Origin of the sequence: Chryseobacterium ureilyticum, assembly GCF_900156735.1 — a bacterium.
Classification (GTDB): Bacteria; Bacteroidota; Bacteroidia; order Flavobacteriales; family Weeksellaceae; genus Chryseobacterium; species Chryseobacterium ureilyticum.
In genome coordinates this window covers 260533-281025 of sequence record NZ_FTOL01000004.1, presented here as the reverse complement: position 1 = coordinate 281025, position 20493 = coordinate 260533, and the positions used below count along the sequence as shown (strand labels likewise).

General features: G+C 32.9%; 18 protein-coding genes and 2 tRNA genes. 11 read left to right on the top strand and 9 right to left on the bottom strand.

All coding sequences use genetic code 11. The features are described 5' to 3' along the window. Nucleotides 1–58: 58 nt before the first annotated feature. From BW983_RS13900 to BW983_RS13890, 3 genes are all read right to left on the bottom strand, one after another. Nucleotides 59–802: a dienelactone hydrolase family protein gene (locus BW983_RS13900; RefSeq protein ID WP_076552503.1), complete on the bottom strand. Its 744-nt coding sequence runs from the start codon at nt 800–802 to the stop codon at nt 59–61. 110 nt (nt 803–912) lie between these two features. Then, nucleotides 913–1524, bottom strand: a complete 612-nt coding sequence (locus BW983_RS13895) for an HAD family hydrolase (protein ID WP_076552502.1) — start codon at nt 1522–1524, stop codon at nt 913–915. Between the two features lie 27 nt (nt 1525–1551). Continuing rightward, the gene (locus BW983_RS13890; RefSeq protein ID WP_076552501.1) at nt 1552–1983 is read right to left on the bottom strand and encodes a type I restriction enzyme HsdR N-terminal domain-containing protein; all 432 of its coding nucleotides are present in this window, start codon (nt 1981–1983) and stop codon (nt 1552–1554) included. Nucleotides 1984–1990: 7 nt separating this feature from the next. On the opposite strand from BW983_RS13890, the gene holA reads away from it, so the two are divergent. From holA to BW983_RS13870, 4 genes are all read left to right on the top strand, one after another. Beyond that, the gene (holA, locus tag BW983_RS13885) at nt 1991–3028 is read left to right on the top strand and encodes a DNA polymerase III subunit delta (RefSeq protein WP_076552500.1); all 1038 of its coding nucleotides are present in this window, start codon (nt 1991–1993) and stop codon (nt 3026–3028) included. Nucleotides 3029–3307: 279 nt separating this feature from the next. Then, a complete protein-coding gene (gene trxB / locus BW983_RS13880; RefSeq protein WP_065394018.1) occupies nt 3308–4249 on the top strand; it encodes a thioredoxin-disulfide reductase in 942 nt (313 codons plus the stop codon). 496 nt (nt 4250–4745) lie between these two features. Then, entirely contained in the window at nt 4746–5123 is a 378-nt protein-coding gene (locus tag BW983_RS13875) for a VOC family protein (protein ID WP_076552499.1), read from the top strand. Nucleotides 5124–5299: 176 nt separating this feature from the next. Then, the gene (locus BW983_RS13870; protein WP_076552498.1) at nt 5300–6973 is read left to right on the top strand and encodes an alpha/beta hydrolase; all 1674 of its coding nucleotides are present in this window, start codon (nt 5300–5302) and stop codon (nt 6971–6973) included. 80 nt (nt 6974–7053) lie between these two features. Here the strand turns inward: BW983_RS13870 and BW983_RS13865 are convergent, their stop codons facing one another. The 4 genes from BW983_RS13865 to BW983_RS13850 form a co-directional block, all read right to left on the bottom strand. After that, a complete protein-coding gene (locus BW983_RS13865) occupies nt 7054–7905 on the bottom strand; it encodes a pepsin/retropepsin-like aspartic protease family protein (RefSeq protein ID WP_076552497.1) in 852 nt (283 codons plus the stop codon). Between the two features lie 399 nt (nt 7906–8304). Beyond that, nucleotides 8305–8517 (bottom strand): hypothetical protein, encoded by a 213-nt coding sequence (locus BW983_RS13860; protein WP_076552496.1) that lies wholly within the window; start codon nt 8515–8517, stop codon nt 8305–8307. Nucleotides 8518–8650: 133 nt separating this feature from the next. After that, nucleotides 8651–9265, bottom strand: a complete 615-nt coding sequence (locus BW983_RS13855; RefSeq protein WP_076552495.1) for an HNH endonuclease — start codon at nt 9263–9265, stop codon at nt 8651–8653. 1 nt (nt 9266) lies between these two features. Beyond that, complete coding sequence (locus BW983_RS13850; RefSeq protein ID WP_076552494.1) at nt 9267–10412, bottom strand: AAA family ATPase; 1146 nt, start codon at nt 10410–10412, stop codon at nt 9267–9269. A 184-nt stretch (nt 10413–10596) separates the two neighbouring features. Here BW983_RS13850 and BW983_RS13845 point away from each other — a divergent pair. From BW983_RS13845 to BW983_RS13815, 7 genes are all read left to right on the top strand, one after another. Continuing rightward, nucleotides 10597–10681, top strand: a tRNA-Ser gene (locus BW983_RS13845). An 822-nt stretch (nt 10682–11503) separates the two neighbouring features. Further along, on the top strand, nt 11504–12343 hold the full coding sequence (locus BW983_RS13840; RefSeq protein ID WP_076552493.1) for a hypothetical protein: 840 nt from the start codon (nt 11504–11506) through the stop codon (nt 12341–12343). Nucleotides 12344–12357: 14 nt separating this feature from the next. Beyond that, nucleotides 12358–13377, top strand: a complete 1020-nt coding sequence (locus BW983_RS13835) for a hypothetical protein (protein WP_076552492.1) — start codon at nt 12358–12360, stop codon at nt 13375–13377. Further along, complete coding sequence (locus BW983_RS13830) at nt 13377–17339, top strand: hypothetical protein (RefSeq protein WP_076552491.1); 3963 nt, start codon at nt 13377–13379, stop codon at nt 17337–17339. Before BW983_RS13835 ends, BW983_RS13830 begins: the two co-directional genes overlap by 1 nt. 375 nt (nt 17340–17714) lie before the next feature. After that, nucleotides 17715–17799, top strand: a tRNA-Ser gene (locus tag BW983_RS13825). Between the two features lie 57 nt (nt 17800–17856). Beyond that, nucleotides 17857–18801 carry a 3',5'-cyclic-nucleotide phosphodiesterase gene (locus BW983_RS13820; RefSeq protein ID WP_076552490.1) on the top strand — a complete coding sequence of 315 codons (945 nt, stop codon included), beginning with the start codon at nt 17857–17859 and terminating at the stop codon, nt 18799–18801. A gap of 227 nt (nt 18802–19028) precedes the next feature. Continuing rightward, entirely contained in the window at nt 19029–19226 is a 198-nt protein-coding gene (locus BW983_RS13815; RefSeq protein WP_076552489.1) for a hypothetical protein, read from the top strand. A gap of 99 nt (nt 19227–19325) precedes the next feature. Here BW983_RS13815 and BW983_RS24060 read toward each other — a convergent pair whose 3' ends face one another. After that, the gene (locus BW983_RS24060; protein ID WP_076552488.1) at nt 19326–19928 is read right to left on the bottom strand and encodes a hypothetical protein; all 603 of its coding nucleotides are present in this window, start codon (nt 19926–19928) and stop codon (nt 19326–19328) included. Between the two features lie 46 nt (nt 19929–19974). After that, the gene (locus BW983_RS13805; RefSeq protein ID WP_076552487.1) at nt 19975–20346 is read right to left on the bottom strand and encodes a hypothetical protein; all 372 of its coding nucleotides are present in this window, start codon (nt 20344–20346) and stop codon (nt 19975–19977) included. Nucleotides 20347–20493 lie beyond the last annotated feature (147 nt).

Here is a 20493-nt window from a genome sequence, read left to right as displayed (position 1 = left end):
GAATATATCAATTATTGGTACATTGTTAAACTGTCAGATTGTTTCATTACATAAAACATTACTTTAATAGCTCTTTCAGGAATAATAGGGTATGATTCCAGGCTCTTTTAGCCATTACTTCATTATAATCCTGTGATTTTGGGTCTGTAAAGGTATGTTTAGAATGAGCATAGGTAATGATTTGCCAGTCTGCATTTCCTTCGTTCATTTCCTTGATGAGGTTATTGTAATCTTCAGGAGTTACACTTTTATCATCTGCCGGATTCTCAACCAATATTTTAGCTGTTAATTTTTCATTTTTTCGGTTTTGATCTCTTCCCAAACTTCCATGAATGGAAACTACTCCTGCAACGGGTAAATTTCCTCTTGCTGATTCTAAAGCTCCCGTTCCTCCGAAACAGTATCCAATCACGGCTGTTTTATCAGAAATTGCTCCGTTTTTCTTTAACTGGTCTAAAGCAAGAGAAATTCGTTTTTGATATTCTGCATAATTCTTTTTATAATATCCTGAACTTTTGGCTGCTTCTTCATTATTTGCAGGGATTTTTCCTTCACCATAAATGTCAGCGATAAAAGCAATATAGCCTTGTTTTTCAAGTTCAAGAGCTGCAGTTTTAGCTTCTTCATCAATTCCTTTCCAGGCAGGAAGGATTAAAACTCCGGGAAGTTTTTTACCTGCATTAGAAGTGATTAAACCATTCAGTTTTTGTGAACCATCCTGATAGGAAACCGTTTTAAGATTTTGACTTAAAAGGGTTCCTGATGCCATAATACATGCGGTAAGTAAGATTGAACGTATCATATTTTTTTATTTTGTGATGATTTAAAAAGTTCTCTCATATTCATGAAAAATCCTCAACCAAATTAATAAAAATAACTTAATTGAGGATTTTAAATAAGATGTTACAAGAATTAGAACTCTACGCCCAGATGTACAAGTTCTTGTTTTAGATCGGTATCAGGTAAAACATGAATAGTATTGAAACCAAGAGATTTTGCTGCTTCAATATTCTTCGAATTATCATCAATAAAAACTGACTCGCTTGCCTGAATATCGTATCTTTCTAATAAAACATGCCATATTTTAGGATCTGGTTTGATTAATTTTTCTGTTCCTGAAACCACAATTTTTCCATCAAAAATTTGGAAGAAATCATAATTTTCTAAAGCATAAGGAAAAGTTTCTGCAGACCAGTTGGTTAGTCCAAATAGATGATAATCAGTGTTTTTTAGTTTTCTAAGAATTTCAACATTCTGAGGAATATCGCTTTTCAGCATTACGGTCCAGTTATCATAAAAAGCTCTGATTTCTTTTCCCCATTCAGGAAACTTTTTTACCTGAATTTCTGTTCCTTCTGAAAGACTTCTTCCTCTGTCCTGTTCAATATTCCATTCATCCTGAGCAATGTTTTCAAGGAAATATTCCATTTTTTCATCATCCTTGAAATAATCTTTAAAGAAATATCTAGGATCCCAGTCCATTAAAACTCCTCCGAAATCGAATATAATATTTTTAATTTTCATATATATTGTAGTATCTGTTTTTATCCTTTATTGTGGTTTATAAAACACATATTTTTCATCTTCATAATATGCATTAATATGCTGTAATCCATTGGTAAGAATAATTTCTTTAGCCCCGATAACAGAATTGTACCTTGCGGTCTGTTCAAATGTTTTTTCCGTAAGTTTTACCTGTGGAGCTTTGCATTCAATAAGAATTACAGGTTCAGTTTTTTCGGTGACTAAAAGGTCAATTCTTTTGGTTAAACCATTGAGAATGATCTTTTTTTCAGTGATCAATGCCGATGTAGAGTAGGATTTTACTGTAAGATAATAATGTATCCAGTGCTGTCTTACCCATTCCTCAGGAGTGAGCAGAAGATAAGTTTTGCGAACCAAATCATAAATAAAAAACTTATCTTTGTCTTTCTTGAATTTAAAATCAAAAGTTTCCTGAAAATTCAGTTTTGGAAGTTCCATTAATAAGATGAAAGAATTAGATTTAATCCTCAAAAATATTAAAAATAAAGAAGTTTTACCTATTTATTTTTTTCACGGAGAAGAAGCCTACTTTATTGATGTCGCTGTAAAAGCCCTTGAACATAACTTTTTGGAGGAGGACGAAAAAGCCTTTAACCAAACTGTTACTTATGGAAAAGATACTTCATATCAGGAAGTTCTTTCTTTGGCAAGGCAGTTTCCGATGATGGGAGACAAGCAGGTGATCATCGTAAAAGAAGCTCAGGATCTGAAATTCAATGAGGATGAAAACAGAATTCTTGAAGCTTATGTAGAAAATCCTGTTCCGTCTACAGTACTGGTCTTTGCCCATAAACATAAAAAGCTTGACAGCCGAAAAAAAGCAGCCAAAGCTCTTGATAAAGCCAAAGTTCTTTTCCTTAGTGAATCTGTGAAGGAAAGTAATCTTCCCAAGTGGATCTCAGACGAATGTATCAAGCTTAATATCAAAACAGCACCCAATATTTCTCATCTTTTAGCAGAATATCTCGGAAATGATCTTTCAAGAATTGCTAATGAGTTGAATAAGCTGAAAATTATCCTTAAAGAAGGAGAAGTTTTGGACGGAACTATCGTTGAAAACCACATCGGAATCAGCAAGGAATACAATATTTTTGAACTTCAGAAAGCTTTGGGTACCAAAAATGCCAATGCAGCCTTTAAGATTGCTCATTTTATGGGGAAGAATCCAAAGAACAATCCTTTTGTAATGATGCTGGCAAGCCTTTACAACTATTTTTCCAGTGTTATCATTTATCAGACCATGCCAGGGCAATCTCCTCAGACTATTGCTTCACAAATGGGGGTAAATCCTTATTTCGTTAAAGATTATGCAGAAAGTGCAAGACTATATCCTTTAAAACATGCAACAAGAGTCATTTCTATTTTAAGAGAATTTGACATGAAAGGAAAGGGGCTTGGAGCTGTCAATATGGGAGAGGCTGAGTTGATTAAAGAGTTGGTATATAAAATTATTAACGTAGATAAGATTAAAATGAAGGTTTGATTTTATGTTTGAGCGTAAGAGTGTTTTAGATTGAAAGGGTAAAACGAATGCTGAATTATAGAGGAATAGATAATAGACAAGGAATATAGTTATTAAATATATAGAACCTGTTCTAAACCTGAACACGCATCCCGCGTCTCGAAACCCGCATCTCGTACCCTCATTGACAATCCGCATATCTCTTATTGACAACTATCATTAAAATAACTTTAAAAAGACGGCAAAAATCACGAAATTAGCAGTCTTAATTTAATTAAATCTTTTTTGAACAAATAGATTATGGAGCAAAACATTTTAGATTGTGTGATCGTTGGATCCGGACCTTCTGGTTTTACAGCTGCTATTTATGCAGCAAGAGCAGACCTTAAACCTGAATTATATACAGGTTTGGAGCCAGGTGGACAATTAACTACAACTACTGAGGTAGATAACTTTCCAGGGTATCCAGCCGGTATTACAGGTCCTGAAATGATGATGGATCTGCAAAAACAGGCAGAAAGATTTGAAACTAAGGTTCATTACGAAATGATCACTAAAGCTGAGTTCTCTAAAGAAGTAGGTGGTGTTCACAAATTATATGCAGGTAACAAAGAGATCCTTGCTAAATCGGTTATTATTTCTACAGGAGCTACAGCAAAATATTTAGGTCTTGAAGATGAGAAAAAATATGCAGGAGGTGGAGTTTCCGCTTGTGCTACTTGTGATGGTTTCTTCTACAGAGGAAAAGACGTTGTAGTAGTAGGAGCAGGAGATACAGCTGCTGAAGAAGCTACTTATCTTGCAAAACTATGCAGAAAAGTAACATTATTAGTAAGAAAAGATGTGTTCAGAGCTTCAAAAGCGATGGTACACAGAGTAGAAAGCACTCCGAATATTGAAGTGAAATTTCACCATGAGCTAATCGGGATTGAAGGGGAGAACAGCTTGGTAGAAAGAGCGGTAATCATCAATAACCAGACTCAGGAAACTTCTACAGTGGATGTTGAAGGTATCTTTATCGCTATTGGTCACAAACCGAATACTGATATCTTTGTAGGTCAGGTAGATCTTGATGAGAACGGATATATTTTAACAGAAAAAGGTTCTTCAAGAACGAATCTTCCGGGAGTTTTTGCTGCTGGTGACGTTCAGGATCATATCTACAGACAGGCTATTACAGCTGCAGGAAGCGGATGTATGGCTGCAATGGATGCAGAAAAATATTTAGCTGAATTACACTAATATTCAGTTTTTCAATAAAACGAAAGCGTGCCTTAGGGTGCGCTTTTTTATTTTGAGCTGAGGCTTGTATGGATACTCCGGAATATTGTGGGAAAACCGTAAAAGCACAAGAATATTTTGAGTTTGCTCCATAGATGACTTCAACAATGATCCACTATGTTTTTTCCCACTAATACACGAATTTTAAATATTTACTTAGTCTTTTAAACGCCTGCTTATCATAGAAATACTATTCTTTGTTTAAATAAGATTAGTTGGTGTTTTATGTGTAGGAATGGTAATTTAAAAGTATATTTTTAGAAGTATATAATTTTATAGGTGATAAAATCTTTAAGCCTTAAAACAGTCTTTATCTAATATCATCTTGCGTCTTTGCTATTTCCAATAAAATTTGCATTAGCATTATAAAAATGTAGTGAAAACATTAATATATTTGTGAAGTTTCAAAATAATTTGAAGTTATATTCATTAAGATAAAATTATCAAAACAATAGACATGAAAAAAGTAACAGCAATCGGTGGTATTTTCTTTAAATGCAAAGATCCAGAGCAGGTAAATGATTGGTATAAAACCCATCTTGGCGTAGAAACCAGCCCATACGGAGCAAAATTCGATTGGAAAGAAGTAGATTCTGATAAAAAAGGATATACTTTATGGAGTCTGTTTAAAGAATCCACTCAATATTTTGAACCTTCTGAAAAAGACTTTATGATCAATTATCATGTAGAGAATATTGAAGTATTGGTAGAAGAATTAAAAAAGGAAGGGGTAACTATTCTGGATGAGATTGCTACCTATGAATATGGGAAGTTTGTACATATCATGGATCCGGAAGGAAATAAAATAGAACTGTTTGAGCCAGCGGGAGAATAAAAGCCTGCCTGTATAAAAATAAATAGAGAAACTGCTTTTGAATGGAAGCGGTTTTTTTGTTTTTAAATCTGAAAATATTTAATAATATTTATTTGCCTTCAATTTTAACAGTAATGTCCCATTTTTACAAGTTTTTTTGATGCATTGTTATTAGTTTTGTATTATAAATTGTATTGATGAGATATTGCATGACGATGTTGTTGGTTTTGTTAGGCTATTGTGCAGAAGCGCAGAATTATTCCGTATTAGCAGATAAAGCGTCAGAGCTAATGGATAATGCTAAAGACGAAGCAGGATACAAAAAAGCACTTGATCTGTATGAAGAAGCATTCAGAATGTATCCTGAAAATAAGGATGGGGAAGGGGTATATAATGCATCAATTCTCGCTTCAAAACTGAAAAACAATGATAAAGCGTTTCAATATCTTATGTCACTCTCTTCTATAAAGGGAGAAGGGTACAATTTTCCTGGCTGGAATTACATTCTTGAAGAAGATGCAGAAAAAGAATATAAAAATCTGCTATCCGATCCAAGATGGAAGACCTTAAAACAGAAGGCTACAGGATATAAAAAGCAGTTTTATGAAGAATTGCAAAAAAAAGAAAATGAGTTTTTCAGCATCAATAAAAATACACTGAAAAATAAAGGAAATGTTGCAGAACTTTACAAGGAAATAAGAAACTTTAATCCTTATCAATCTAAAAAAGATCGTGATTATTCTATTCCGTTCAAGATTAATGATTCGGCTAAGACTTCGTTTTTTATTCATCTGCCGCAGCATTATGACCCTCAAAAGAAATATACATTACTCTTTTTTCTTCATGGGGCAGTAAGAAACAACGAGTTGATAGATTATCAGTTGGCTGGATGGAACTTAGGCGGATGGAACAGATATTACACAAAATATGCAGATCAGAATGATGTGATTCTGGTTTTTCCAAGAGCGGATAAACAATACAATTGGATGTTGTCTGATGATGGTTTTTTTATGATTCCGGAAATGCTTAAGCAGATTAAAAGAGCGCTTAATATTGATGATAATAAAGTTTTTGTAGCAGGGCATTCCAATGGGGCAACAGGTTCTTTCTCTTATCTGATGAAACAATCTACGCAGTTTGCAGGATTTTATGGATTTAATACGTATCCAAAAGTATTTACCGGAGGAACGTTTGTAGAGAATATTAAAAACAGGTCGTTCATCAATTTTTCTACGGATGAAGATTATTATTATCCGTCAAATGCCAATGATGATTTCACAAAACTGATGAAAAGTTTTGCCGCCGATTACCAGGAATACCGTTATAATGGATTTCCACATTGGTTTCCTCAGTTTGATGCATCGGAGCCGGCTTACAACATCATTTTTAATGATTTGAAAAACAGGAAAAGAAATCCGTTTCCAAAAGAAATTTCATGGGAATTTGATGACAATAAGAATGGAAATGTTGATTGGATTTCCAATATAAAATTAGATACTTTAAGCAAAAATTATAAAGCGAATAAAGAACTGAATTTTAAGATTAATAAATGGCTGGTGTATGATGATAATGATAGTTTGAAGGTGAAAGATGTAGATAAAAATGCATTCGATTTTCCAAGAAAATCGGGTAAAATAAAAGCAGAATATAGAAATAATGTTTTCCGCGCTGAAACCTCTAATATTCAATCGTTTTCAATCAATATCTCACCAGAAGCAGTGGATTTGAATGAAAAAGTAAAAGTATATATCAACGGGAAACTCTATTTCGACGAAAAAATAAACTATAACCATGAATACTTACTTGAGAATTTTAATAAAACTCAAGACCGGGAACAAGTCTGGATCAATCACATTGATGTGAAAGTATAAGATCCTACTGATAATCTCCGGTAAAGTAAAAACCTGTCTCTTTTTGGGACAGGTTTTGTTTTTATATAATTGAGGAGTTATTAATCCAAAATATAGATTTTCTTTTCCTTAAGATTAAAGCCCAGTTTCTTACCAAGCCAGTTAATACTTGTTTTTCCTTCATAGATTAACCCTTCCACAAAAAATACGTTTGGCTTATCTACTTTCGCAAAAGAATTGGAAACAGAATTTACGCTTCCCTTATAGAATTTATTGATAATGGCAGGATTAAATTCACTTTTCTTCTCCATAAGTTGTAGCCCTTCTTTTTTTATCCCTAAAGTACTCATCAGTCTTTCACTCAGCCAGAAAGAATCATTACCGGCACCGGAATCCAGCAATACATTGATTTTAATATCATTTACCTGAATGTAAGTGGTAATGTCCAGTGATTGGTCAGCATTGGTTGAAAGCTGAATATCTACCACTTTCTTTCCGCTTAATTTTTCTTTTGGAAACACAATTTCTTTGGTGGTGTAATCTATAATAAATTCCGTATCATAAAGCATTGGCAGGGAAATAAGCCCGTCTATTCCCTTGATCTCCATATTGTGGGTAGCATACCAGATATCTTTAAACTTTTTACCGTTAAAAGTGATCTCTTTTGATTTGAACATGGGTACAGTAATTTGTTCTCCGGTAGCACGGAAAGAGGTAAGGAAATTATATGATTCCTTTTGGCTAAGATCTTTGGAGAAGTTGTTCAGAAAAAGATTGACCCCGCCGCCGGTATCAAAAATAAAGTTTCCTTTTTTACCTTCCACTTCAGCCTGTACAATAAGGTGTCCGGATGGTAGTATGTTGACAGGTGTTTTTTGTGCAAAAACAGCTGAAGAATATAGAAATAAAGATGCAGCAAGAACCGACTTTTTAATAAATGATTGTGTAAACATTGAAATAGTTATTGTTTTTAATACTCTCCATCATTAATTGATGAATATTGCAAATATAATGTATTCTTAAAGTAAAAAAACTAAGTTTATCAGTACTTTTCAGCCCTCTTTGGTACTTTACGGAGGGGCTGGCGACACTTACGGAACCGTCTTTAGGTACTTACTGAAGCCTCTAAAGGTAGTTTTTATACTGTCTTTAGCCATTTCATAAGTAGATAATGCCCCTTGTTGAAGTGGTTTTACCCCCCTTGGGTAAGGGGGTGTCGGGGGGTATAAACGGTCTTCAGATACTTATGGAAGTGGTGAGAGGGAGTTATGGAAAAGGGTAGTGGCTTTTTAGTTGTATTAAACGAAGAACGGCTGCCATTTGGCAGCCGTTTCTGTATATTTTTGTAAAGACTATTTCTTTTTTAATTTAGCATTTTCAGCTTTTAAAATCTCAATTTGTTCCTTTAAAAGGTTGATGTATTCCTGCTGATTTTCTAATAGATAATTTGGAATATTGCAAAACTGATTATAGTTTATACTTGCATTGTCATTAAAGCTAGCGCTATCGTTAAGGGCAGTGTTCTGATTATTCTGAGCATTTCTTTCCTCTTTAATATCATCCACTGAAACGTCTAATGCTTTAGCTAGTTTTTCCCATTCCTCATCATATATTCTTACATCTCCACTCTCTTTTCTGCTTTCTTAAAGATACCTATATTTTTACAAATGATAATTATTTTTCGAATTGTATATGATGTTATAGTTGATTTAATAAACTTTCGAGATTAAATTTTATTTCGGCAGGTAAATCAGGATTTAGCTCTATATTATTTGATTTTACTCCTTGTGCTGTACTTAATGTATCTATTTCAATTTTATCAAGTAAGAAATATTTATAAGTATAATTTCCTTTTTCTGTTTTTGTTATGTACTTAATTAGCTTTTTATCATCTATAATATGAATGTTATAACTAATGTGTTCAAAATAACTATCGAAATTAGGATGTATGAAGTGATACTTATTAGAGATATGATAATCTGGTTTTATAGTACTTATGTCTACAATAAAATCAGTTCGATCCTTTTTAATATTCATATTACATCTTTTGCAGGAAATATTTAAATTTTTAATCTCAAACATATAATCTTTAAATAGTAAATGACTTTTAGGTAAAATATGCTCTATATCAATTATCATGTTAAATTCATTTTCAAAATCTCTCTTACAATAACAACATTGTTCTTTACCTTTTTTTCTATAATAATCTTTTATTTTCCTTTTAAGTGGAGTAAGTATTTTATTATTCCAAATGTCACCCCCTTCAGATATTGCCTGTTTGATGGTGTTTAATTCATCTTCTGTATAAATCATATCAAGAATAATTATTAGCTAGTTCAAGAATACCAGTAAGAGCTTGTTTTTGCCTATTATCGTATGATTTAATTATTAATTCATTTATCATATTCTTGAAATCATTGTATAGCATCTTTTCTTTTGATAATAAATTGAATTTATCAATAATAAATTGAGAGAGGTATCTGTTTTCTGGAGTAGTCACATCAAAATAATTGGTATAAATTTCTTCCACATTTTTTAATTCTTTTGATTGTTTTACAAAGCGTTTAAAAGATATACCTTTGAAAATATTAACATTTTCCATTTCTAACTCTGCACCATTAATAATTAATGGAGAATGAGTTGCAATAATTATTTTTGCTTGATAAAAATAAAATAGTTCATTTAATTTTTTAACATAATTCATTTGCCAATTAGGATGAAGGCTATTTTCTGGTTCATCAATTAAGATAACTGAGTTTTCATCTATATTAACACTAATATACATTAAAGAAGCAATCAATGTTAATTCTCCTGAACTTGAATTGTTTAAAGGGAAAGAAGAGGATTCTTTATATAACTTTATTTCAACACTTCGCAAAATTTTGTGCTGTTTAAGTTTATTTTCAAATTTTAAAATTTGAAAAATGAACTCAATTTGTTGAATATTCTGTAAATAATGTTTATTAAAATCTAAAAAAACACGAATATCCCCCCAACTAATATCAGCTGCTCTTTGAAGAGAAATAATAATATCACTTTTTACTCGATTGTCAATATCAAGAGAATTAGTAATTATTTTTTCAAAATTGGGATTTAAATTTTGAATTTTAAATTCAATCTTTGGTCGAAAATTAATGTAGGTGAAAAGACTAGAAAGATTAAAAAATGCTTTACTATTATCTTGTTTTTCTAAAATATTTATAATTTCTTTAAAAGAGTTTTTTACAATATTTTTACCTCTTGAACTTTTAAGTAATTTTGCTTTTCCTTTTATTGTGAACTTATCATATATGGTATTTGCAACCCCAATTACTGTTTTCCCTTCTTTTAAATGATATTTTGCTATTTCATTAAGATAAGTGCTCTTCCCACTTCCATTTACTCCAACAATAATATTTACATCTTCATCAGACTTTGATTTTTTAAATAATTCTAAATTTTCGTTATTAAATTGAAACATACTTTATATAATGGTTAAAAGTTTTTTTTAATTAAAAAGATAAGATTAGTAAAAATATAAAATAATTCCCTTGATTTCTAGCCTATTATTAAGTTTCGTTAAAATTTGTGTTACGAAAGTTTTGCAGGAATTAAAAATCGTTCTATATTTGCACCACTGAAAACGACGGTATAGTCGCACTTCAGGAGAGTTGGCAGAGTGGTCGATTGCGGCAGTCTTGAAAACTGTTGACTGTAACAGGTCCGGGGGTTCGAATCCCTCACTCTCCGCAAGCAAAAGCCTTAGAATGAAAATTCTAAGGCTTTTTTATTTTCTTATCCAATATTCTCTCACAGAAAATATCATATTGTATTTATCTTCTTAAAAAAACTAATGGTTAGATGTTTTCTAACCGTTGAGGTTATCTTTTCTTATCACTAATACTTAGATTTTTATTCATTCGTGTATTAGTAGCTATACTTTTATAAACTATTTCTTCCCCATTTATATTTTTTTATGAACTATAGACTTACTGCAACTACAGAATAGAGGAGGCGAAAAACTTTCACAGGAACTGAAAAAAATAGAATTTTGAACCTTGAAATTACAAAGTAATATCATCTGAATTAAGAAATATAAAGATTACTGCAACTACAGAATAGATAGGGCAATAAACTTTTGTAAGAGCTTAAGAAAGATGAAATTTGAGCTATAAAAAAGCAGCAAGCTGAAGCGATGGCTGGGACGGGGAAGGTGATGGAAATATATCTCATTTTGAAAAGAAAGGCTGTAAATGGCAAAATTTGATCACGAAAACCAAATGATTAAAACAAAATTATGTGATCTTATAAAACTCTGGGGTACTCTATCAATTTACACGAACCAAAATATTGGTAAGTGATGTTGTTGATATGGAACTCTATTCCAAAATAATATACAAACCATGATTTTCTTAGGTAATCATCCAGTAAGTAATTCACTTAGTTCATAGTATGATAAAAGGGAGGTAACATTAAAAAGGCTCAAAAAATATATCATTCCATTGTAAGATAATAAGCTCATAAACCTTCCCCGTAATATCAATTTTATCAAAACTAATTATTAATAATCAAATGAATACACCATTAAATACAATTTTCAGTTGGTTTGAGACTGGAGATTTTCCAACAGAAGCGCAGTTTAAAGCCACGTTTTTATCTTTTTATCACAAGGATGACATCATCCCTATCAAAAATATTGAAGGATTTGAGGATCTATCTCACTTATTTGCCAGTGCGGAAGATTTTAAAAAGCATTTAAAAGACCCGGCAGCTCACTCAGGATATTTGGCTTTACTGAATGCCAGTAATCTAACTGCAACTCATGTTGATAACTGGAAAAGTAAACTTGGAATTAGCAATGTTGCTACAATCGACAGTTCTGGACAGCCCGGGAATGTGTATACTAAAATACAGGTAGATGGCTTTGTGAATGGGTTGAAAGATGCAGATAAAGGCTTCGCATCAGAGATAGAAAAGATTAAAAAACTACTATCATCAAATGATTTGTCGTTAGATGAGCTTCAGGAAATTGTCAACTTCATTAAAAATAATCGTAATGATATTGAGGCTCTAAAAGCTATTTCCGGAGAATCAAGAGAGGACAAAGTAAAGCTGATACTTGACTACAATTGGTTGGGAAGTCCGAAAAATCAACAGGAATTCAATAAGCAAATTTATGATAAGATTTTGCTGATATCACAAACTCCTACCAGTGCAGTGGTGCAGGTTACAAAAAGTACAACATTTCCTAATCCTTTTGAAACTGAAAATGTGATCATTCAGGCTCGAGATAGTGTTACAGGCAAAAAAATAAATGTCGATGACTATGCAACCAACCAAATCATAGAGATTAGGATGTTTGGCGAAATTGATAATCCTATTAATATTCTCATTTTAAAAGTTAAACTATAAAAAAATCAAAAACTATGAATAATAACGCAATAATAAGTAATAACGCACATCAGGATAATTTTTTTGGGGAGTTGCAGAACACCCGTTTTCAATATTTTGATACATTTCCCAATACGGATAAAGCACTTCCGGGTTGGATCATTGATTATAGAAACGAGCTGCATCAGTGGAATGGAACCCAGTGGATTAATCTGGCTCAAAATTATGTACATCCTGATTATCCGCTTACTAATAATCCGTTTCAGACAGATCAGACAAGCGGACTTCTATTGTTAAGTCAGCTTCTGACTAATAGCTCAGGACATGTTATTAAAGTAGCAGGCAGAAATCTTACCAACGCAGATATTGTCTCTATTTTCCTGAATGACGCAACGCAATCCGGTACCTATACCTGGTCATCCAATAAGATTAAAACCTATATTGAAAACCTGGTGGGACAAAGCCTTACAGGTGCATTGATCTATCAGCCGGGCGGCTATATTCCTTCTGGTACTAAAGGTTCAATGACGGCTCCTACGCCAGTTACATCGGCTAACATCAAAACAGGGATGGTGTGGGTGATTACATCCAATGGATGGGTAGGTAACGAGCCGGTTTCTGCCGGTGATCATCTTATTGCCAATACCGATAATGCTTCCAATGTACCTAAAAATTATCAGATTATAGAAAAAGGAATTCCTGACATTGTAGATGCTACAGATGCGGTGAAGGGAATTATTCAACTGGCTACAAATAATGAAGCTATTGCGGGGGTTGATACAACTAAAGCAATGACACCAAGCTCTACAAAAGCTGCTTTGGACGCAAAAATTAGATCCAAAACATTAGAAATTGGAGATGGTCTTTCCACAAGTTTTACAATCACTCACGATTGGGATACCCAGAATGTTGATTATATCTGTTACCGTATTGCTGATAACAGAAAAATAAATGTAAGCTGCATGCCTGTATCTAAAAATAAAGTACAGATAGATGTTTTGGCACCGCTTACCCTGAATGAATATAGAATTACTTTAACCGCAAGACTTAACTAATGGCATCACTAATAGCGCCCGAATATTTTAATAATCATATCGCTGTAGAAGGTGAGATTATTGTAAAGACAGTTTCAAATGATAAGGGCTTTGTTTTGGTATGGAATCCCACAACAAAAAAAATATCTCAAAGAACAAATGCAGAGATTATTGCCGACCTGAATTTGATAACAGGTTCCAACGAAAATTTTTTCAGTAATAATAATATTTTAGCCCGTACAGTCGGAAATGTGGCAACTACATTAGATGCTGAATTGCCAAATGGTGGTTTTGTTTCATCTTATAATACCAGTGGTTGGGGAGGAGCTGACAGACCTGAGGGTGCTTCGTATGGAGGTTATATTAAGTTTAAAGGGTACTCGACTGATATAAATAACTTAGACCTATATTATAATAACGGACATGATGGAACTGACCCAAGACTTTGGTTCAGAACGAAAGAAGGGATAAATGGTGTAAGAAAATGGTCGGAACTTTTACATACCGGAAACATTGATTCTGTTAATCTAATCACTAATGACCAAACCCCAACAGATTTATATGCTAAAGAAAATAAATTTGGTTGGATAAATGGAGCTGTAACCGGAGCTGGAGGGATCAATTCATGGGTAGGTAATTATCTGTCTGTAGGTGGAAATAACCAGGCGCATAAATCTCAGTTGCTTATTTCCAAATCTCAGTTGTTATTTAGAGGTAATCATGGAAATGATGATTCTTCTTTCAATGAAGTTTATCATAGCGGTAATTTTAATCCTGCTGGCTTTTCACCAACTAATCATAGCCATCGGTCTTTACAAAGTCCGGAGGTTGGCACTGTAGATGCAGATTCATTATTTGAAGAAAATAAATTAAAATTCAGTCAAAAAATAGATAATGACTCTACTCATATGTTTTCGATGACGGATAATGCAAATTCTATTGTAAGTATTGCATCGCATCCTGGAGGGTATGGAGTTCAGCTCGGGTTTAATGGTAATGAAGGTTCTTTTGTAAGAAATGTTTCAGGAGGAAAATTCAGAGACTGGAAACAATTTGCATACAGAGATTGGGTTACTTCTCAGATTTATGATCAATCACAAAACTTTATCCCTTATAATGGAGCAACAAAGGACGTTAATATTGGGACAAAAGATTTGGAATTCGAGGGCGGAGGATCTATTGGTAAGCTCCAGAATGAGGTGAGAATATTTAATAAAGTATATCAAGGCTACTATGGAGATGGAGGACATACCGGTATTTTAGCTATCAAAATGCCACAAGCTTCGTCAGAACAAGCGATGTTTAATATTGATATTAATATTTATGGGTATGAAAATCAATACTTAGGAAAGGTAAATGTAGCTTTTTACAAATATGTATCAGGGACTATAATAACTAATGGCTCAAGAGCTATATGGGAAGTAACAGACAATTTTCCTACAACTACAGCAAGGGTTGGAATAGGAGCCGATGGATATGTGAGTATCCTATTGGGAGAAGCAGATACATTATGGAACGGATATCTTTCATTTGAAGTAGCGAAAGTAGAAACTAAATATGGATACTATAATTTAGACTGGAATATAGGATGGTCTCATGCAATAGAGTCGAATTTTGACCAATATAATACCAATATCATTGTTTTACCTTCTGATGTGGTAGCTACAAGAAGCTGGTTTACTAATTTTGCTAATAATAACTACATCCCTAGAACGGTTCAACCGAATGATAATTTCAATAGTCTGGGAGGAAATTCCACTTCTGGAGTTTATAGAGCAGATAATGATGGAGGAGGGGTAAAGTATTTAAAAAGTACAATGTTACATCTGGGGGCACAGGAAGCCACATCGCAATTACAGATAAAACATAATGATGGTAGTACAGCTGCAGGAGAATTAGCCTATCGAGGAGGATATCTGGGGAATTGGACCAATTGGAGGGTAGCTTGGGATAATGTTAATTTCAAACCCGGCGATTACCAGACAAGAAATACGGACGAAATTATATCTGCAGCCAAATCCTATTACAACAGAATACCTTTTAAATTCAAAAACGGGGCTTATAAATCCTGGGCAATTCAAAAGCCTACCAACAACAATTTAGTATTTGCACCATCTGTTACAAAGAATGCTGAAGACTGGGATTTTAATAATAGTGTACAATTCACGGATGCTGGTCAGGTTTCATCAAAAGGGTTTAATAAAACGGGTTCTAATGACAACTATCTTTTAACCGGAGGTGGAGGTCATAGATTAGCTTCAGATTTTGTGTCGCCGTCCATATTAGAAAATTATGTCACCTTATATGACGCTCAGATTATTAAAGCTAAAAAGAATTTCACACAAGGAGTCACTGTGAATACCGACCAGGCAGGCTTACCAATAGTGGGAGATGCGAATAATATACCTTCTAAGATTTCGTCAATTGATGAAACTTATGGAATGGGTATGGGGATCGTAAGTTCAGGACAGGGTTATATACAGCAGCAAAGATTTGATGGTACACCTCATGCTTACGATTTATTTTTACAGCCGAGTGGTGGTAATGTAGTTGTCGGATATAATCAGACGGATTATCATAATGATAAATTTCAGACAAATGGTAGGATTGTTTCCAGAGGTAATGAGAGGAACTCTGTTAAAACTTATGTATCTGTTCAGAATGTTGATGAAATAGTGGCAGGTCATACTTTGAACTGGTATAATACCTCCTGGAAAGTGGGTAATATGAGAGGGGGAAGTGATGATTCAAGAGGATACAATTTTGAATTTTCTACAGATGGAGGAGCAACATATAAAGAAAAGGTAAGAATACATACAGATAGTAATATTACTACACAAAATTATGGTAATGCTCAACAATGGAACCTTGCTTATCAAAATATATTATCCGATGTACAGACTTATGGTGATGCCAATGGAGATTATACCAGATATTATAGAAATGACGGGTCATCTTTTGACAGAGTCAGAAGAGGGATAAGTGTAATTGATACCAGGATAAAAGACAATGGCTTAGGCTCAAATGGTTCAGATACATTTGTTCCTAATACCCACAATAAAGAGCTTAATAGTAAGTTATTACCATTATTCCACCATGTTCCGGGAAGAGACTGGCAGTCATCCTTGATCTTAAAAGGCTGGAAAGATGCTTATAAGGCATGGAGAATAACAGGTCCAGCGACTCAATCCAATACAGAACAAGATTTTTATTTAAGTCAGTCAACATCTGAAAATGGTACATGGATGGATGAAAGAATGATCTGGACTGACAGACATTTTAACCAAAACAATATCAACCAATGGAATAATGCCATCTCGGTAAACAATCAGTTTACCAATCAGACAGGAAACGGATTAGCTGTTGTAGATTCCTATAATGGAGTAGCTTCTGGTTTGTATAATGTAAAAGAAGGAGTTTCTTTAGCTGGTTTAGAAGGCAAATACTATAAGTATTCAAGTGCTTATGGTAAATGGGAAGGGATAAACTTTAACAGAGAAAGCAAAAATATTGGTATAGGCATAGAAGCTGATAATGCTCATAAACTGAATGTTTTAGGTTCTGTAAATGTTTTAGGATCAGTAAAAGCTGAATCAAACTTTAAATCAGCAAATGAAGACCCTAATACTTTATTTATTCCGAATGGAGAATTAGCGACCCTTGAAGATGAGATTACCCATGAAAAGAATAGAATGAGGTTGTCTCATAGAATGATTAAGCAAGAACAATACGTTTATGATTATGAGTCTGATAATAGAATGTTGGTCATTAGATGTGATAATCCAAATCAGCTTTTTGTATTAAAAGAATGTTTTGAGGGGCAACGAATATTGGTATCAAATACACACTTTAAAGAACCACAGTCATTTAGAATAGAAAGTGCAAGTTTTGAATATAGAATACCTCCATATAGTGCTATACAATTATTTGCTTGGGATGGAAAGACTGTTTATAAATACGCAGAAAATCAAATGCATGTATAAACAGAAGAGTATATATTAAAAGTTGGGGGATATAAAATTTACGGACTTTTTTAATACATACACAGTTCACATTTTTTACTTTTCGCAAGTTTAGAAAGCATCATTGACTACAATGATGCTTTCTTTTATTCTGTATTCTTTTCTAAAAATAAACTTCTTTCCGAATGAATAATTTCTCTGTTTTTATTTTTGGATCCGGAAAATAGGAGTATTTGTTCTCAAATTTTAATTGTTTTTTAGACTTTCTGCGAATTTATTTTTTTGTGAGACAATTAATTGGCTTAAAAATTTATAAAATGGTCTGAAAAATTTTGTAGAAATTAAAAATCGCTCTATATTTGCACCACTGAAAACAACGATACAATCGGAGTTTCGGGAGAGTTGGCAGAGTGGTCGATTGCGGCAGTCTTGAAAACTGTTGACTGTAACAGGTCCGGGGGTTCGAATCCCTCACTCTCCGCAAAGAGAATCTTCAACTGAAGATTCTCTTTTTTATTTATAAGTAATCTTTTTCATCATGAAAAAAATAGCACTTTCCTTATTTGCCCTTTGTGTATATACCGCTTCACAGGCACAAAGCTTTGATCTTATTCCACTGGGAATTTATGGTGGCGAGCATGAAGACAATCTATCAGCCTATTTAGTGGGAGTTCCTAATGAAAATGCATTCTTCTGCCTTGATGCAGGAACCGTAAATGCAGGTATCAGAAAAGCTATTGAATTAAAAAGTCTTAACGGATCTGCAGAGGAAGTTCTGAAAGATCAGGTAAAAGGATATTTTATTTCCCATGGTCACCTGGATCACCTGGCTGGATTGATCATCAATTCTCCGGCAGATTCTAAGAAAGATATTTTTGGTATCGCACCCGTACTTCAAATCCTGCAAAATCATTACTTTATCACCGATACATGGATCAATTTTGCAGATCAGGGGCAAAAGCCAATCTTAGGAAAGTATCATTATAATGAACTTAAAGAAGGTGTAGAAACTCCAATACAAAATACATCAATGCTTGTAAGCGGTTACGAATTAAGCCACGTAAACCCTTATAAAAGCAGTGCTGCATTGGTAAGAAAAGGAAATGATTATTTACTTTACCTGGGAGATACAGGAGCTGACAGAGTAGAAAAATCTGATAAGCTAGATCTTCTGTGGAAAAATATAGCACCACTTGTCAAGAAAAAACAACTGAAAACAATACTGATAGAGGTTTCTTTCCCAAACAGCCAGTCTGAAAAGCTTTTATTTGGTCACCTTACTCCAAATCTTTTAACAGAAGAGCTTACCAAACTGAAAGAAAAGACAGAACAGAAAAATCTGGAAGGACTTAATATTGTAGTGACACACAGAAAACCTACAGGAGATAACCCTGAGATCATTAAAGATGAATTACTAAAGAATAATCCTTTAAAGGTTAATTATATTTTCCCGGAGCAAGGCAAAAAAATTAGCTTACCTTAATAATATATGGCACCTACATACAATGTTACACCAATTATTTTAATTAAAAGAGAATGTCATAAATTGACATTCTCTTTTGTTTTTGTATCAAATTTTGATTATTTTTGTAAAACATATTCTCTATTAATTGTATTCAACACAATTGATAAAGAAACTTATAACAATACAATAATTAGACTAAATACGGTCTTCCCATAACTTTTTATTAACCTATAAATTTTAAAATTATGCAAAACCATAAATTTAAAATGGGGGATGCTGTATATGTGACATCTAATCAAAAAATACAATATACAGTTAATGGTGTAACCCCAAGCGGACAAATCTCTGTGGAATCTAAAAGATTTACATCAAAATATGGTTCTCGTTATAGTCTTCGCAGTTTTCCACCGGAAATGCTAACATTAGTGAAAAAGAAAAATTAATTACATTGCGAACAAAAGGGAGATTTCTCCCTTTTGTTTATTTGATACATATTATATATCCGTTTTTTAAAACAGTTATAAAATCGATTTATTTCTCCATTAATTTTGCATTGCTCCAAGCATTTTGAAATTAATATCGTTCATTCTCTTTAGTTGTTGAACTGATAAATCCCCACCTCTATCTGCTAATTGCATACTTTTTTCGAACTCTTGTGCTTTACTTAAAAGTTCAGGATATTCGATCATTGCTGATTGGTCACCATTCATGGCCTTTTTATAAACAACTAAATATTGGTCAACGTATTTTTCATAGTCATCTAACATTTTGTCATAATCATTATTTGTAGAAGATTGAATATTATAATCATCTTCATTTAAATTTGGATCACTTGAAAGAACAGTTTCTCCTTCTTGTAATGTATCCTTTTCTGAAGATTTTAAAAAATCTGAAACAGCATTGTTACCACATTGTTTAATATAAAGTTCTTCTGCTAATTTTTCAAGTTTTTCTTTTTCTTCACCTTCGTACTTAGCTTCTATTTTTTCTATTTCTTCAACGTAATTTAAATTTTCAGATGTATTTGATAAATCTTTTTGTGATTTACACATTAAATCTGCGATGGTTTTAGCATCACTTTCAATTGATTTTCCACATGAAATTAATAGTCCTACAACTATTAATGAATAAATGATTTTTTTCATAGTTTTTAAACTTTTCTTTGTTTACACTTAAATATTTATATTTTTATTAATATCCGTAACTATCTTGAATAACCAACCATTTATGGTGTATTTCATTATATTTATCACTTTGATTCCAAGTCATAGATTTTCCAGCAGATAATAATCTTAATTGCACATCATACATTGGCTTGCATATTTTAGGATAATTTTTTTCTACATATGTTGTGCTTTTATGTTTTTTAACAAGAGTTAAATATTGATCTGTTAATGAACTGTACTGGTTTAAGGCTTTGTTAACATCATTAATAAACTTTTGCCTTTGTTCATTAGCATATCTTTGAGAGTATTCTCTTTCTTGTTTATATTGTTGATATGTTTTTTGACCTGAAACGTACATACCAAAAAGTAAAACTGATAAATAAACAATTTTCTTCATAGGTTAAAGTTTAATGATTTAAACTCCACAAAACTATTCTGTGAAGTGTTAATTTCCATACGGAAATCCGTAATCTGGTTGAACATAAAAATTGATTTTAAATTCTTCTGAGTCCCTTAGAAGAGTTGTTATTAGATAAAAAAGAAA

What these genes read in the sequence shown, in the direction of transcription:
- BW983_RS13890 (WP_076552501.1), bottom strand. Translation starts at nt 1,983, where the DNA reads ATGGAACTTCCAAAACTGAATTTTCAGGAAACTTTTGATTTTAAATTC.
- BW983_RS13875 (WP_076552499.1), top strand. Translation starts at nt 4,746, where the DNA reads ATGAAAAAAGTAACAGCAATCGGTGGTATTTTCTTTAAATGCAAAGAT.
- BW983_RS13835 (WP_076552492.1), top strand. Translation starts at nt 12,358, where the DNA reads ATGAATAATAACGCAATAATAAGTAATAACGCACATCAGGATAATTTT.
- BW983_RS13900 (WP_076552503.1), bottom strand. Translation starts at nt 802, where the DNA reads ATGATACGTTCAATCTTACTTACCGCATGTATTATGGCATCAGGAACC.
- BW983_RS13840 (WP_076552493.1), top strand. Translation starts at nt 11,504, where the DNA reads ATGAATACACCATTAAATACAATTTTCAGTTGGTTTGAGACTGGAGAT.
- holA (WP_076552500.1), top strand. Translation starts at nt 1,991, where the DNA reads ATGAAAGAATTAGATTTAATCCTCAAAAATATTAAAAATAAAGAAGTT.
- BW983_RS13855 (WP_076552495.1), bottom strand. Translation starts at nt 9,265, where the DNA reads ATGATTTATACAGAAGATGAATTAAACACCATCAAACAGGCAATATCT.
- BW983_RS13865 (WP_076552497.1), bottom strand. Translation starts at nt 7,905, where the DNA reads ATGTTTACACAATCATTTATTAAAAAGTCGGTTCTTGCTGCATCTTTA.
- BW983_RS13805 (WP_076552487.1), bottom strand. Translation starts at nt 20,346, where the DNA reads ATGAAGAAAATTGTTTATTTATCAGTTTTACTTTTTGGTATGTACGTT.
- trxB (WP_065394018.1), top strand. Translation starts at nt 3,308, where the DNA reads ATGGAGCAAAACATTTTAGATTGTGTGATCGTTGGATCCGGACCTTCT.
- BW983_RS13850 (WP_076552494.1), bottom strand. Translation starts at nt 10,412, where the DNA reads ATGTTTCAATTTAATAACGAAAATTTAGAATTATTTAAAAAATCAAAG.
- BW983_RS13830 (WP_076552491.1), top strand. Translation starts at nt 13,377, where the DNA reads ATGGCATCACTAATAGCGCCCGAATATTTTAATAATCATATCGCTGTA.
- BW983_RS13870 (WP_076552498.1), top strand. Translation starts at nt 5,300, where the DNA reads ATGAGATATTGCATGACGATGTTGTTGGTTTTGTTAGGCTATTGTGCA.
- BW983_RS13820 (WP_076552490.1), top strand. Translation starts at nt 17,857, where the DNA reads ATGAAAAAAATAGCACTTTCCTTATTTGCCCTTTGTGTATATACCGCT.
- BW983_RS24060 (WP_076552488.1), bottom strand. Translation starts at nt 19,928, where the DNA reads ATGAAAAAAATCATTTATTCATTAATAGTTGTAGGACTATTAATTTCA.
- BW983_RS13895 (WP_076552502.1), bottom strand. Translation starts at nt 1,524, where the DNA reads ATGAAAATTAAAAATATTATATTCGATTTCGGAGGAGTTTTAATGGAC.
- BW983_RS13815 (WP_076552489.1), top strand. Translation starts at nt 19,029, where the DNA reads ATGCAAAACCATAAATTTAAAATGGGGGATGCTGTATATGTGACATCT.